Origin of the sequence: Paenibacillus sp. FSL K6-1330 (assembly GCF_037976825.1) — a bacterium.
Classification (GTDB): Bacteria; Bacillota; Bacilli; order Paenibacillales; family Paenibacillaceae; genus Paenibacillus_AQ.
In genome coordinates this window covers 283,575-299,305 of sequence record NZ_CP150269.1, presented here as the reverse complement: position 1 = coordinate 299,305, position 15,731 = coordinate 283,575, and the positions used below count along the sequence as shown (strand labels likewise).

7 protein-coding genes, 1 pseudogene and 1 other annotated feature are annotated in these 15,731 nt (G+C 50.2%); of the genes and pseudogenes, 2 read left to right on the top strand and 6 right to left on the bottom strand.

Annotated elements, in window-relative coordinates; genetic code table 11:
* Window positions 1-74 precede the first annotated feature (74 nt).
* Window positions 75-947, bottom strand: coding sequence for a GNAT family N-acetyltransferase (locus NYE54_RS01370; protein ID WP_339273355.1), 873 nt, complete (start codon window positions 945-947; stop codon window positions 75-77).
* A 231-nt stretch (window positions 948-1,178) separates the two neighbouring features.
* On the opposite strand from NYE54_RS01370, the gene NYE54_RS01365 reads away from it, so the two are divergent.
* Entirely contained in the window at window positions 1,179-2,297 is a 1,119-nt protein-coding gene (locus NYE54_RS01365; protein WP_339269449.1) for an ATP-binding protein, read from the top strand.
* Between the two features lie 345 nt (window positions 2,298-2,642).
* Window positions 2,643-3,497 (top strand): alpha/beta hydrolase, encoded by an 855-nt coding sequence (locus NYE54_RS01360; protein WP_076322631.1) that lies wholly within the window; start codon window positions 2,643-2,645, stop codon window positions 3,495-3,497.
* A 612-nt stretch (window positions 3,498-4,109) separates the two neighbouring features.
* Here NYE54_RS01360 and metG read toward each other — a convergent pair.
* From metG to NYE54_RS01335, 5 genes and pseudogenes are all read right to left on the bottom strand, one after another.
* Window positions 4,110-5,755 (bottom strand): annotated as a pseudogene (gene metG, locus NYE54_RS01355) (methionine--tRNA ligase).
* A gap of 46 nt (window positions 5,756-5,801) precedes the next feature.
* Window positions 5,802-6,071 (bottom strand) — a binding site (T-box leader).
* Window positions 6,072-6,438: 367 nt separating this feature from the next.
* Complete coding sequence (locus NYE54_RS01350) at window positions 6,439-11,073, bottom strand: isopeptide-forming domain-containing fimbrial protein (RefSeq protein WP_339269447.1); 4,635 nt, start codon at window positions 11,071-11,073, stop codon at window positions 6,439-6,441.
* Between the two features lie 1,296 nt (window positions 11,074-12,369).
* Window positions 12,370-13,374 (bottom strand): 4-hydroxythreonine-4-phosphate dehydrogenase PdxA, encoded by a 1,005-nt coding sequence (gene pdxA / locus NYE54_RS01345; RefSeq protein WP_339269445.1) that lies wholly within the window; start codon window positions 13,372-13,374, stop codon window positions 12,370-12,372.
* The gene (locus tag NYE54_RS01340; RefSeq protein WP_339269443.1) at window positions 13,371-14,672 is read right to left on the bottom strand and encodes a four-carbon acid sugar kinase family protein; all 1,302 of its coding nucleotides are present in this window, start codon (window positions 14,670-14,672) and stop codon (window positions 13,371-13,373) included. The genes pdxA and NYE54_RS01340 overlap by 4 nt, the downstream gene beginning before the upstream one ends.
* 15 nt (window positions 14,673-14,687) lie before the next feature.
* Window positions 14,688-15,677 carry a 2-keto-3-deoxygluconate permease gene (locus tag NYE54_RS01335; RefSeq protein ID WP_339269441.1) on the bottom strand — a complete coding sequence of 330 codons (990 nt, stop codon included), beginning with the start codon at window positions 15,675-15,677 and terminating at the stop codon, window positions 14,688-14,690.
* Window positions 15,678-15,731: the final 54 nt, after the last annotated feature.

The window sequence follows — 15,731 nt, the reverse complement described above, 5'->3', positions numbered from 1 at the left end:
CTCCTCATTTTATATAGAAAAAAACCACGTCAGGATTATTTCTTGGCGTGGTCTTTGTATTAGCGGCCTTTCGGTTATAAAGGCAGATAAAATCGATGCTCCTCTTGATCTTTGGCAAAGCCAACCGAATGATAGAGTGACAACGCCGTCTCATTGGCTGCCTTCACTTGAAGTTTTACCGAGACGGATCCATGAGCCTGAAGATAGGACATGGCACGGTAGAGCAGATATTTGGCGATTCCCCGTTGTCTCCACGGTTCTCTCACAAACACATCTTCAATCACGCCGACGTTCCCTTCTTCCACCCATGCCATGGTACTGCCGATTATCGTGTCCCCTTCCAGGACATTCGTGGCAGTCCAGCTGGGATGCCCTTTGTATTCCCGTAATCGTCCAAGCCCCAGCGGCGCTTCCGGCCAAACCTCAGCCTCGAGCTTTAGATACATCTCTTCCTCTTCCGCAGATTCCATCTTCCACAGTCGATAGCGATAGCGATCATCTAACGGCAAGGCATGTAAAGGCTCATTAAGTGACCGCTTCATTGAATACAACTTCTCCAGCGGCTGAAATCCGATATCCTCTGTAAAGAAAGTGTTGTTGCCGATCTCATGGGCATAGTTGCCCACGCACAAATACGTCCCGTATGTCTCCGGCAGCGTCCTCTTTAACGCAAGGGCACGTTCATAGAGCACCTTATACATTTCACCTAACAGATCATAATCCCGCTCCCGCTGTGGTACAGCCTTGAGATTCACATAAATGTGATGCTTGCAGGTAGGCTCACATCCAGGCGGGATCACGTTAATAATGCCCACTTGTCCCTTGGCCACCATCTTCCCATCTTCAATAGCACAGAACACGTTGCCCCAATTGTCCTGGTCACCTACCCACCAAAACAGTGCATCCGCTGCGGATACAACCTGATACAGCTCCCCCAGCAGAGGCATATCGTCCTGCTTAAAATTCCGTATGATTCTTTCACCCAAATGAATGTCACCAACCTTTGCGTTCATTGTAAGACGACCCGGGATGATAAACATAGATAAAAAACAACTATAGATAAATAAATCGCTTATTCGTGTACCTATTTCCTTAATACGGGTTTACAATGTTGGAATTACGTAATAAAATAATTACGTAATAACATAATATTGATAAAGTGAGGTTGATGATTCCACATGACACGTGATCTGGTTTATGAGATGGATGTCTTAAAGAATCAAATGGCAGAGCTGCAGCAGCTTGTTTATCAAGCTCTTATGGAACGCAAACCTGTATCCGCATCAAACCAACACCGCCAAGAAATCGCAACAGCACCTACGATACATGAAGCAACCTTCGAAGACGGCTCCGTATTCTACTCCGGGCAAGTGCACCTGAACGGACAAAACATCCGCTGGGAGCCGCAGGAACGGCGAATGGATCAATTGCTGGACATGAACACCGAGAAGGCTGCCAAAATCCTCGCAGCACTGGGCAACAAGCAGCGCCTGGATATTTTAAAGGCCGTCATGGCAGAGCCCCTATCCGGTTCCGAGCTGGTAGAACGGTTGAATATGGGAACGACGGGTCAGCTGTATCACCACCTCAAAGCGCTGCTCGGCGCGGATCTCCTTGTGCAGGAGCAGGGCGGCCGGTACGCTCTTCCTAAGCATCGGAGCCTGCCGTTCCTGCTGCTGCTGTCTGCTGCAGGCGATTTGCTCGATACAAGCGATTACCTGGAGATGACCGAAACCCGCAACAATCCGGGGATGTATTTTGGAACCTCGCACGGCTTCGATATTCATCAGCTGCTTTGGGCCGTAGTGGAAAATTCAGTATTGGAGCACACGAGCGGGTATGGCGATCAGATTGGCATTTTCCTGCATGAGGATGGCAGCGTGACGGTTACCGATAACGGGAGAGGCATACCTGTGCAGGCCCTTCCGAATTCCAACATCCCAGTCGTACAATCGGTACTAACCGATGTCCACCAATTGAACGCCAGCGCACACTTTCTGGTCCCCGGCGCCGAAAAAGGCATCAGCATCGCCGTAGTCAATGCCCTCTCCAAGCAGCTGACCGTGGAAATTCGCCGTGACGGGAACATATACCGGCAGGAGTACAGGCACGGCATTCCGCAGACCGGGCTTCAGATTGTCGGCATGACTCAGGAGACAGGTACCAGCGTGACATTCAAGCCTGAGCCGGAATTATTCAGCTCTGCCTTTGAATTTGACCGCATCATGGAGCGCAAGAGCGCAATTGCCGCCGACTATCCTGGACTCACCCTAACAATCCGCGTTACCGCTGAATAAAGGAGCTGCAGAAGGGGCAGTTCGAAGAATGTGAACCGTGCTTTTTTACAGCAGCGGTACGCTCAGATGCCACATCGAGTGTACTGCTCCCTATGCAAACCGTGGCTGAAGCAACGGTCCTGGAACGATACCGGTCCGGGTGGTAGAGACACACGGTGTGGGGTGTGGGGTCCGGGCAAGCTTGGATGGCTGTCGACCGAACCCATGTCTGGTGCTATACTGAGCTTGAACGAACGCTAATCGAGGTGATATAGAATGCTGGAACGTTCTATGGAGAATGTAATGGAATCAGAACAGGAAAGGGGATGGTGCGATTAAATAAAAAACGAAACGAGGACGATACACATGAGCATACAGAGTACGGTAATAAGCGAAGGATTTGCATTGAATGTTTCCATTCGTGGAAACGGCAGGCCTATTTTGGTGGTGGGAAGCAGTATTTACTACCCCCGCTTGTTTTCGGAACAACTCTACACTTCATTTCAACTGATTTTCCTGGACCATCGAGGCTTTGTGAAGCCCCCTCGGACACTGGAGCCGGAAGACTATGCGCTGGATAAGGTTCTGGATGATATCGAAGCGGCAAGGCAAACGCTGGAACTGGAGGATTTTATTATATTGGGGCATTCGGGCCATGCCTTCATGGCGCTGGAGTATGCCAAAAAATATCCGGAACATGTCCGGAAGGTGGTCCTGCTGAACACGGCCCCGACCAACAGCCCGGAGCGGCAGCAGCAGAGCATCGCTTTTTTCAATGAAACGGCAAGCCCTGAACGGAAACGGCAGTTTGAAGCGGATATCGCCCTGCTGGCGGGGGACATCCAGAGAGAGCCGGAACGTCGTTTTGCTCATATGTGCATCCGAATGGGAGCGCACAGCTTCTATGACTATGCTTATGATGCGGCTTGGATGTGGGAAGGGGTCTTCACCAGCATGCCCGTCATGGATCATTTATGGGGAGAAGCCTTCGCACGGCTCAATCTGATCGATTCGTTGAAAGAGGTTGCCAAGCCCGTCCTCATCGGTCTTGGACGGTACGACTATTTGGTCAGTCCCGTATCACTCTGGGATGCTGTAGACGACTCGCAGGAACACGTGAAGAAGGTCATTTTTGAAAAAAGCGGCCATAATCCGATGTTCGAAGAGCCTGAGCTTTTTGATGCCATATTAACAGATTGGATTCATGAAACGGACAACTAATCCGGTGAAGATACAACGTATGCCGTTACTGTAATGAAGAGGAGCCCTCAGCATTCCGCTGGGGGCTCCTTTTACGTCTACTTGAGTATTAACCGGTAAACTCTCGCTTCATACGGCTTCAGCGGCATCGTCCGGATGGATGCTCTTCTCGCTGAAAACCGCTCCTTTTTTAAGTCCATACGGACACAGGTTCCGTTATTTGCTGATATTCCATCGTTTTTTAAACCCATGCGGACACAGGTTCCGTTAATGCACCATAATCACGGCTCATTCTTGTAAAAACTTAAGAATAGCGGATCTCCTGTCCGCATGACCCTACGAAATGCCAAGAAACAACGGAATAGCGGAACCACAGTCCTCAAAATCGCAGTCCGTACTCAGTCACAATGGACCATCGGGTCAGCCTCCTCTTCTTTGACACTCGCTAATGGCCCCTTTAATCACTTGCTCCTTGGATCGCTTAACCCCTTTGTTCCTTGGACCACTTAAACCCCTTGCTTCTTTGACCTCTAGACCCCTAATTACTTGCTGCTCTAGCACTGGATCCACTACATTCCTTGATCACTTACTACTCACTCCTTGGGTCAGTTGAATCTTAGCCACTTAAATCAATTACTCCCTTTCGGATAACTCCCCCAGCCTACGCGTTTCCTCCTCAATCCGGCTGGTATCGATCCGCTCAAACAAAAGCTCTACGTCATGAATCGGCCTGCCAGCCGGAACACGGCACCACTCCCACACAGGCTTCTCCAGCGAGAGAAAGCCTCGTATCCTATCGCAAGAGAACGGAATAAACGGCTGCAGCAGATTCGCCAAATTGGCTATGATCTGAACGCAGGTATACAGCGTTGTCCCGCACGCTTCGCGATCCTCCTTGACCTGAATCCACGGCTTCTGTTCATCAAAATATTTGTTCGCCAGGCGCACCACGCTGAAGATTGACTCCAACGCTTCCTTCAGTCGCCCATCCTCAATGAGCGCCCCGGACTCGCAGTACAATGCCTCAACCCTGCTCTGCCACTCTTCAGATATACAGCCCTCGGGCACTTTCCCCTCAAACGATTTATTCACAAACACCAAAGTACGGTTGACGAAATTCCCAAACGCACCAAGAAGCTCGCCATTGTGGCTGTGAATGAACTCCCTCCAGGAGAAATCCGTATCCCGCTTCTCGGGGCCGTTCGCTATGAGGAAATAACGAATCGAGTCCGGCTGGTAACGGCTTAACAGGTCCGGCACCCATATGGCCCAATTCCGACTGGTCGAGAACTTCTTCCCTTCCAGCGTCATGTACTCGCAAGATATGATTCGGTCCGGCAAGTGCAGACCCCCGGCCCCCTTCAGCAAGGCAGGCCAGATCAACGTATGAAACGGAATGTTGTCCTTCCCATGAACATAGTAAGCCGTAACCTCGCCCCGTCCCTTGCGCCAAAAGGATTCCCAATCGCCGCCCGTTTCCGCGGCCCACTGCTTGCTGGCGGATAAATAGCCGCTTACCGCTTCGATCCAGACATAGATTTTCTTATCCTCAAAGCCCGGAACTGGGACATCCACGCCCCAGGTCAGATCCCGCGTAGCTGCCCGGTCCTGGAGCCCTTCCTCCAAGTATCTTCGGGTCAATTGCACCGCATTGTCCCGCCAGCCATGAGCGTTATTCAAATCATCCGTCAGCTCACCCTGAAAATGCGACAGCGATACGTAAAAATGCTCGGTAGGACGCTCCACCGGAGGGTTTCCGCAAATTTTGCAGGCCCTGTTCGTCAGGTCGGACGGATCAAGTATCGTGGAGCAGGCGTCGCACTGATCGCCACGGGCCCTGCTGCCGCATACGGGGCAGTCTCCTTCCACGTAGCGGTCCGGCAAAAACCGCTGATCGGTTTCGCAATACGTTTGCTTCATGGTTTTTCGATACAAATGGCCGTTTTCCAGCAGCTTCAGAAACAGCTCCTGCACCACGGCGTGATGAAACGCCTGATCGGTTCGCGTGTATAAGTTGTAGGAGAACCCAGCCGTTCGAAGCAATCCACAAACTCCCCATGGTACCGATCCGCAATATCCCCCGGAGCCACGCCCTCCTGAATGGCTTGAACCGCCACGGGCGTTCCATGACAATCACTGCCGGATACGTACAAGACTTGATCGCCTTTCGCGCGGAAATAACGTGCCAATACGTCTCCAGGCAACAGGCTTGCAAGCCTCCCCAAATGTAAGGACCCATTGGCATAAGGCCAGGCACCGCCGATAAAAATGTTCGTCATGTCAATCTTCCTCCTTTTTTTTGACAACAAAAAAAGCCCTCATCCCAAAAGGGACGAGAGCTTGCCGCTCACGTGGTACCACCCAATTTCATTCATGCCTTGCGGCATTCACCTCTTCGGGTACGACGCCATATATCGCGTGTATACCCTAGCACGTTAACGGGTGCGGGATCCGGTACAGCCTACAACCCTTACAGGGTTTCGGTGTACAGCTCAGAGACCATATTCCCCAGGTTCGTTCCTTACCCCTTTTCACCGGCCGGGGCTCTCTGTTCAAAGACGTCGCCAAGGTACTCTTTCTCTTCATTGCTTTTGTCTAAGGTTATTCAAGTTACTGGAAATCATACCCGAACACTGCTCTTGGTGTCAAGTGGGTGTATAGCAAAAGCCAACCGGATCTTAAGCCTCATTTTTGCAGTGTTTTCTTGCTTCGTGTCGGTTTTAATCACTTGGTATCGAAAAAAAGCGCTTCATGCGCTTTGACTCTATTAGAAATGGTGTGCTGAGTAAGAGTGAGAACTGGACATAATATGGCTGTCGAGAAAGTCTCGACAGTCTGAAGAAGTGTGTTCCTCTCTGAGAGACTACGTCTACAATGACCATTTCTCCTTTAAAAGGATACTTATACAATAAACAGCTGCCCCCCAAGTCAAATTCACCTGGGGGGCAGCTGTTTCTTTAGCCTATGCTTTTTTTCTTCTTCTGAGCAGAAGCAAGCCTGCAAGAAGCAGAATAGCTCCGGCTACCATGTAGCTGTACATATTCGTAGCCGTATTCGGTAGTTTATTTCCGTTAAGCTGGTTCGTTGCCTGATCTCCAGATTGAGCCGGATCTTGTGGAGTCGAATCCGATACGCCCAATGTTGAATCGTTATGATCGTCCGGTGTTTGTGACCCGGTGTTCGAATCCCCGTCGGAATCTCCATCCGTGTCTTCATTCGAGCCTTCGTTCGAATTCCCGTTCGGGTCTTCATTCGAATCTCCGTCGGAATCTCCCGTTCCACCCGGATTCGGATTGTTACCATCATGGTTCTCGTTGTCCGTCACTTCGATGACATTCGATGGCTTCTCCGGACTTGTCACATTATCACCCGTGACTTCACCGATGTTCTCGATCGATTTACCGGCTTGTCCCGCCTTGACGGTTGCCTTGAACTCAATCGTATGCCATTCGGTATCGGCAATCCGTCCAAAGGTACCACTCACTTTGCCGTTAACATACTGGCCTTTGTCGCCATCTGCGTTGTCGGTGACGGAAACGCCATCCACCTTCAGGCTGCCTGCTACATACGCAAGCCCTTCTGGCAGGATGTCGGCAATCACAAGGTTGGACACATAGCTGCCGCTAACGGTATTGCGTGCCGAGATCGTATACTCCATCGTATCGCCGACCGCGGTGCTGCCGCCATTCAGATCCCGCGACGTCTTCCGTGACTCGATGACTGGGGAAGGCGTAGTCGGTGGTGTTACAGGCGGCGTGACCGGTGGATTTGGATCTACCGGTGGATTGACTGGTGGATCGATTGGCGGATCAACCGGTGGGTCCACTGGCGGTGTGCCACCGTTCTCAACCACAATCTCATCCGTTGGCCGGCTCGGTTGATCGATGTTGTCCCCGGTAATCTCCCCGGTATTTCGGATCGACTCTCCGGCGTTTGCTACGATCTTCGCCCGGAACTCCAGCGTATGCCATTTCGTATCCCATACATCCCCAACGTGACCGACGACCTGACCTGAAGCATAATGACCTTTGTCGCTATCCTTGTCATCGGTGACCGAAACGCCGTCTACCTTCAAGCTGCCCGGAATATATTCCAGACCTGCAGGCAGCGTATCGGTGATTACCAGATTGGCCATGTACGTATCGCCTATTACCGTTCTTGTCCGTATCGAATAGATTGCGGTATCGCCGACTTCAAACGTATCCTTGCCCGCTTCGAGGTTCGTTGCGGACTTCTCCGATACGATGACCGGTTTACGCGGATAGACCTGGACTTCTTCTTCCGGCATACTTGGCTCGTCGAAATTGTCACCGCTGACATCGGCAATATTTCGAATATCTTTGCCAGCTTGTCCGGTTTGGATCGTCGCATGGAATTGAAGCTCATGCCACTCCTTATCCCAGATGTCGCCGAATCCGCCATACACAGAGCCGGTCACCACATGGCCTTCATCGTCGCCTTCTGCATCAGTAGCGGTTTTGCCGTTCACTTTTAAGGAACCTGGCACGTATTCCAATCCTGCCGGCAGCGTATCCGTAATCTTTAGATTCGAGATATACGCGTCATCCGTCACCGTTCTTGTCCGAATGGTGTAGACAATCGTATCGCCGACTTCAAAATTGGTTTTGCCCGCATCCAGGTTTTCTGCGATCTTCTCCGATTCTACAACCGGATGGCGCGGATAGACCTGAACGACTTCCTCGGCATTGCTCGGCGTGCTCACATTCTCACCGCCAACGATAGCGGTATTGCGAATGTTTTTGCCGGCTTGCCCGGTCGCGATAATCGCTTCGAAATCAAGCGTATGCCACTTGGTATCCGTAATATCCCCGAGCAGGCCGATCACTTGACCATCGGTATAAAAACCGTCGTCTTGATCGCTTTTGTCATCCGTGACGGGAACGCCATCGACCTTCAGGCTGCCCGGTACATATTGCAGTCCAGCCGGTAGATCGTCCGAGATGACCAAACTGCTGACGAAGCTGTTATCGACCGTGTTCCGTGCCTGAATCGTGTACCGCAGCGTATCGCCTGGTTCAGGATGGTCAGGGTCCGTGTTTCCGGCAGCCTTGGTTTGAAGGACGGCCGTTTTGTTGGACTCCAGAACAGGCGGATTGAAACGGACCGGTGTTGTGGTTTCGTTCGTTTCCTTTTGTTCGGTATCGCCTGTCAATAAGTTATCGTAGCTGATTTGTGCCTTGTTCTTAATTTGCTGATTGGCGGCGCTCGCTAAAACCTTGACTTTAAATTGCACGGTAACGCCATCAGCCAATTGGCTCGTATTGGCCAAGTCGCCTAACTGAATGCTGACCTTGCTGCCATCGAATTGACCTTCATCGGTATCAGCCTTGTCCGTCAGGTCCTTGGTTGTCGAACCTTGGATCCATTTCATGGAACCAGGAACATATTCCGTTCCTTCCGGGATGAGATCCGTAACACTCGTGTTTGCGGCGATATCTCCGCCTTCGTTTTTGATCTGAATCTCATAGGTTACTTCATCGCCGGCATTCACTTCTTGTGGAGATGCGGTCTTGTTGGCCGTCACACAAGGCGTCGTACCAAGGAAGATATCGTCTAAGAGATTGCCCGCATTTTGAGCTCCAGTTGAGGTTGATACGGATTCAAATCCAAAACGTGTGCTGGTCTGACCAGCAGGAACTGTATATGTGCCTGAGTAATATTTCCATGCTTTATTATCTGTGCTGATAGTCTCAACGGTAGGCAAATTTCCTGGCACCATCGAGCTCGGGCCAATTTTAACTGCCATGGTGTCAGCGCCAAGTAAACCTCTGTGAGCCAAACGCCAATATATCGTTTGTCCTGGCGTTGTCTTAACATCCTGATATAATTGCGAAGCATCATTTGAGTTTAATTCGACAAACTGTTTGCCATGGGCTGGGTCAACGGCCCAAGCCATATGAGGATCATCAGGCGGCAACTCATTTCTGGCTTCCTCTGCCAAGTCTTTATTCATAGCGTCGAATTCACCAAGAGAATCCGTTGTTTGCCATCCTGGAACATCCTCTTGTTTAATTTGATACCATGGATAACTTTCGTGCCATCTATCAAATCTAGGGTCATTAGGCGTATAAAGCGGATCCTCAAAACTACCGTTAATCATTGCTACTCTTTCTCCACATACATTAGGTGGGGGTTGAGTAGTCGGATCCGTCACATCAACGATAATTTCAACTTCGGTCTTACCGCCATTGCCGTCATCCACTATGACAGTGAAGCGATCCTCGCCGACAAAGCCCGGATCCGGGGTATAGGCCCAGTTTCCGTCTTTATCAACCGTGACGTTCCCGTTCGTTGGATCCTTGCCAGGGGTATAGGTTAATGGATCTCCGTCCGGGTCGGTGGCATCCACAACGCCCGATACAGGTGTATCTTTCTCCGTCGTCACCCGATCATCCGACACGACTGGAGGTTGATTCGTTGACGGAACCGAGTCCGATACTTCAACGTTAATCGTAGCCTCGGTCTTGGCGCATTTGCCGTCATTGGCGATGACGGTGAAGCTATCCTGACCGATAAAAGCTTGCGTTGGAGTGTAAGTCCAAGTTCCGTCCGCATTAACCGTCACAGTTCCGTTCTGAGGATCTGTCGCGCCTTTGGCGTACGTCAATGAATCTCCATCTGGGTCCGTGCCGTTTACTTGTCCGGATACGGGGGTGTTTACCGCCGTGATTTTTGAATCACCCGGCACGGTTGGCGGCTGGTTCAGTTCGTAATCATTTTGCGGATTGAGCGTTTCAATCGGAGCGTACTCATTCACAAAATACCAGCTATGGATATCATGAGTCTCGTAATTCGGAGACCCTGTTGATCCCGTAAAACCGGCAAAAAACGATTGTCCGTTAAATATCGAACTAAGATCGATGTCATTGACATCTATTATCTTTCTGGCATTTACCCTATCCGGCGAAGTGCCCAGATAAACCTGAACATTCTGAGTTGAACCATTGTATTCGATCCACGTGTAGTACATGGTTCCGTTAGACAATACATAGTTCGTGTTATTCGCCGTATTATACGGACCTAAATCGGTAAACCAGCCTGCTTGATCATTGGTTACCGTCCCATTTACCGCAAGTCCAACGTAGTTTGCAGAAGGATCCTTATATACAGTGTTTAGAAATGTGTCATATTTAACGGCAAAACTCGGTTGGATACCGTAATATCCCAAGCCGCCTCCTTCTGCATGCTGACTGGTCTTTCCAGCCTGGATCGTAAAGGTCAATCCGTCGCTTGGACCTTGAGAACTTGGATTACTCATTTTAAACGAAAAGGCTGTACTGAATGAATAGTTATCTCTAGGACAAAGCGCGGTATTGTTAAATACAGATCCGCTTTGTTGTGTAGTCGCCGGTGTCAATCGTATAAAATTCTCCCCTGGAGGCACCTGGGCAGCGCCATTAACGGTAAACGATTGTTTGAAAGTATCTTCGGGGAATCCATCATATTTAAAATTCAGCCATTTTCCTGCTGCAGCCTCTGCATTTTGAGGGTATAGAGGTAGAATCTGACCAAACAAAATGATGAAAACAGCCATCAAATACTTAAACCGCCGATTGATTATCGGTTTTCTTTTCATTGTTTCCTCCCTATCTTCAATGGGAAGGCTTTGGGGCCATTCCAATGCTGTCAAATAATTAATCCGTCGACTAAACCAACATCCATATTGCGAACCGTGTAGGTTGCAGCATGGCGGGTGCGTGGTAAAAGGCATTGTGTTGCTAATTGCAAGTTAAGAGAAAGACAACTGACTTCCTGCCTTGTTGTTTATACCGAAAACCGCACAATTCGACGTTTCTACCCATTCCTCACACAATCTAACCTTTTTCAAAATTCTGCATGATCTCTTTAAGAGTTACTTCGCTTGTGTATGTAACGAGGTCTCCTTTAGCATCATTATGTAACGCGTTAATTGATCAATGAACCAAAGCATCAGCCGGTGCAAATACAAAGAACATGAAGGTGCTCTATGTAGCAAATGAAACAGAGCTGTTTGCTGTCTTTCGCCCAGGACCCAGCGGATGTCCTTGATTCATTTCAAGCTGTTAGTTGTACTCGGATGATCACCCCTCTCACTCTGACAGTTAAGCTTGCGAGTTACCATGAAAGGAAAGCCATTCTGATGGAACTCTAATCAAAAAAAGACTTGCCCCACGGTAACCCACTAAGAAAGATTTTATGGTGTGGGAATACGACATCCTTCTACATATGTCCTTCAAATGCAAAAAAAACAGCCATATTATACCAATCCCACCCTCCCTGGGACCTATAATTTGATTTCGGCACTACTAGTACTCTAATCTTCTATTTATGAAAAGCATTACTAAAGATACACTTTGAGCTAAACAGACTAAAGGGCCACTCTTTGCTCATTGGGCCTTGGGCACGATGTTTATATTGTTATACAAAAAAAGCCGCGATTTTTTCGCGGCAGCCGAGGCTTCCCATTCAAAGACGTCACCAAAACACCCTTTCTCTTCATTGGGGTTATCCGAGCTTTTCATGTTAGCGAAAAATCATACTTGAACTTCACAGTGGATAAAGTCAAGGGGACGGATGCGCACCTTTTATCGCCCTTTCCCTGCCATCCCGTATCGCTTCCAGCTTCTTCTCCAGCATCATCTTTAGTTTCTTGCGGGCTCTGCTCAAGCGGTTCCGTACATTTTCAGGCTGGGAGTCTTACGTGTTTGGACTATCCCAGTCATGAGGAACGAATTCCGTTACAGCAAACAGACTGGAGGAACAATAAAAAAAGATGACCCCACAGGTGGAGTCATCTTTTTGTCATGGACAGCTTGATTCCTGCGGAATCTTCTGCTGTCACTTCGATTAAAAAGGTAATGGCGGCCGCTATACCCGCCCATCAACAACATCATTAGACTTTAGGCGCCAGCTCCGCCGCCTGACGGATCGCTTCCATCAAGCTTTTCTCGTCGGCGATGCCTTGACCGGCAATGTCGAACGCCGTTCCGTGATCGACGCTGGTGCGGATAATCGGAAGGCCAACGGTAATGTTGACGCCTGCATCCAAGCCAAGCACTTTGACGGGACCATGCCCCTGATCGTGATACATAGCCACTACGATGTCAAAGTCACCGCGAACCGTCCGGAAGAACAGCGTATCGGCCGGCAGCGGGCCTACGACCTGGATTCCTTCCGCCTGTGCCTTCTCGACGCCAGGTATGACTTTCTCTTCCTCTTCGCCATATCCGAACAATCCGTTCTCGCCGGCGTGAGGATTGATTCCGCAAACGGCAATCCGCGGAGCGGCGATGCCGGACTTCTGCAGTGTCTCATGAGCAAGCTTAATGACATGGTATACGCGCTCCGGGTTTATCGAACGGACAGCGTCGATGATGCCAACATGCGTCGTAACGTGAATGACCTTCAGATTCGGTGCAGACAGCATCATGGAGTAGTCCGTCGTTCCGGTCAAATCCGCCAGAATCTCCGTATGGCCCGGATATTTATGGCCCCCTTTATGCAGGGCTTCCTTATTCAGCGGAGCGGTGCATATAGCCTGAATTTTATGATCCTTCGCCAATTCGATGGCCGTCTCCAAAAATTTAAACGCGGCGTGTCCAGCTTCCGGAGCAACTTGTCCAATCGGCAAGTCCGCTGGGAGCAGATCCAGATCAAGCACATGAACCGTGCCAAAACGGTAGTCCACCTGCTCGAGCTCATCGGCAGTAATCACTTCTATAGCCAAGTCACTGCCCACAAAGGCCTTTGCCCGCTCCAATATCTTCACGTCCCCGATCACAACCGGGTGACTAATATGATACATCTCCTCATTCATGAGGCTCTTGAGTATAATTTCAGGACCTACGCCTGCGGCGTCTCCCATTGTAATCCCGATAACCGGTTTATGCTGGCTCATGTTCTCACCTTTTTCTTATTTGTTATATAGTGCAAGGAATCTACCAGGGATTGATCATTGCCGAAGCCCCCGGCTTTGGTGACGGTCCAGTAACCTTTCTCCATGCCCTGAAGCCTTCCGAACGGCAGGCCGGGCTCTACTTCCGAATACAGCTGCATTTCTCCCATTCCAAGTTCGATACAGATAGCCTTAGCCGTATCACCGCCGGTTAATACCAACCCCTGGATCTCAGCGTATGCCTGTAAAATGGCTTTTGTCATTCTTCCGAGTCCCAGGGAGATCGCTTCGCTTACCTCGGTTGAAGATAATCCTCGCTCATCCCCTGCTTCTTTTGCAAGTCTGCGGTTTTCTTCCGAAGCGTCCACGTACAGGACCAGGTAGCGCTTGTCCATATCCTGTGCGATTTGCTGCAGGGCCTCCTCTGTATCGTAAGTTTCACGAATCAGTGCGGCCGGATCGATCTCCAGCATCAACGAGTCAGGCATATCTTCGACGGCACGAAGCTGTCGCCGGGTCGTTTGGGACAAGCTTCCTGATACGATCAGCGCCTTATCCGCCTGGGCCCAGTCTTGGCTCCCCTTCTCCATGGAAGTCAGAGACAGCGCCTCCGGCAAGTATTCGATTAGTCCGGCAGAACCAGCCCATAGAATCTTCTTGTCCAGCTGTGAAAATAATGCCGATATCGCCTGCAAATCCGCTTCCGTCTCACTATCGCATACAAACCAGGTTTGACCTTCCGCTAGCTTGGATTGGAGCCATGGCATAAATTGCTCGGCGGGCTGTCGCACTTGACTTGATGAAACCAGCACCGCCTCAGGCTCTCCTTCCTTCTGCAGCAGCTTCGGGATATAGCTTTCCATGACGGGCGTTTTGGGATCCTTGGCAAACTCCGTCTCGGTGATCAGTACACCTTGAACATAGTGATGTCCCTGTACCGTCGTACGGTTCATTTTTGGAAAAGCCGGGGCGATCAGCACCAAGTCCGGTTGGAATACCTTCTGCACCGCCCGCAGTTCCTCTGCAACATTCCCGCGCAAGGTGGAGTCCAGCTTCTTGTAGATGTGGCGGCAACCCTGCTCTTCAAGGAAATGAGCGGCTTCGTACGCCGCTTCATAGGCGTCCACGCTGCGTTTCGCCCTGCTATCCGTATCCACGATCAACACTTCGGCACGGGTGTCCTGACGGTAATGGCGATGATCGAATACAACGGTGGAAACCAGTCCCTTCTTCGCCAATTGTACGCCAGAGTCATTCGCACCGGTCAAATCGTCCGCGATGATTCCAATTTGTTTTATCACATTTCATCACACCTTCTATGATTCGGCATCTGCTGTATTTGTATCAAATGAGTGCCCTTTCTTCTCTAGACGCTTCACTAAAAATCCGACATATAAAGGAAGCAGGATGGCGGTCGTTACCACGGACGCTGCAACCTGCACCGTCGCAATATCGGTAAATGCCGCAAAGGATGCATTCGCCACCCCAATCGCGGCAGGCGTAGCCACGGCATTACCGGCTGTGGAGCCTTCCGCAGCCCCCACGATCGGATTCCATTTCAATGCTTTAAACACAAAGTATCCTGCCGTACCTGTAACAAAAACCGTCAGTAATCCAAGAATGATACCCGACAAGCCGCCATCCACGATCGCTCCGAAGTCAATGCCCATTCCGAGCGCAAATGCAAAGAACGGAATCAGCATGGAGCTGCCTTTGTCCAAAAACTTGCGCATCTCTTCATCCAGATTACCCAGCACCATCCCTACAATAATCGGAAGAAGAACGGAGATAAAGGACACGAAGGAGAACATGCCGTCCACGAATCCCATGGCGCCGAAGATCGATAACGCAACCATGGTGAGGAAAGGTCCGTCATTCAGGGCAAGCAGTGAATAGGCGGCACGGTCTTCCTTACTGCCGTATTGGCCTACCAAGGCTACGAACAATCCCCCATTACTGTTGGTCATCGCCGCAATGACGGCAATCGGCGCCAAACCCAGCCACAATCCATTCTCTCCGGCAAACAGGTAAGCAATCAGACCGAACGCTGCGCCGACCACCCACTTCGTGACAAGCAGCGTGGCCCCTTTTCCGACGGAAACACCAAAGGACTTGACGTTAATCTGTGCCCCCGTACAGAGGAGGAACAGCGCAATCAATGTACTTGAACCGTTTACAAATAGAGACTCCGTGAAATTCCCGATCCGGAGTAGATCCGGTGCAAAGGTGTTGATGACTGCTGCAATAAGCAACGGCACCACCATCATACCTCCAGGAATCCGATCCAACGTCGCTTTAATCTTCATTATTGTAACACCCCTTTAATAATTGTTTCAATATTAAACAGTGATTTCATTTTG

What these genes read in the sequence shown, in the direction of transcription:
- pdxA (WP_339269445.1), bottom strand. Translation starts at nt 13,374, where the DNA reads ATGAGCCAGCATAAACCGGTTATCGGGATTACAATGGGAGACGCCGCA.
- NYE54_RS01350 (WP_339269447.1), bottom strand. Translation starts at nt 11,073, where the DNA reads ATGAAAAGAAAACCGATAATCAATCGGCGGTTTAAGTATTTGATGGCT.
- NYE54_RS01370 (WP_339273355.1), bottom strand. Translation starts at nt 947, where the DNA reads ATGCCTCTGCTGGGGGAGCTGTATCAGGTTGTATCCGCAGCGGATGCA.
- NYE54_RS01360 (WP_076322631.1), top strand. Translation starts at nt 2,643, where the DNA reads ATGAGCATACAGAGTACGGTAATAAGCGAAGGATTTGCATTGAATGTT.
- NYE54_RS01365 (WP_339269449.1), top strand. Translation starts at nt 1,179, where the DNA reads ATGACACGTGATCTGGTTTATGAGATGGATGTCTTAAAGAATCAAATG.
- NYE54_RS01335 (WP_339269441.1), bottom strand. Translation starts at nt 15,677, where the DNA reads ATGAAGATTAAAGCGACGTTGGATCGGATTCCTGGAGGTATGATGGTG.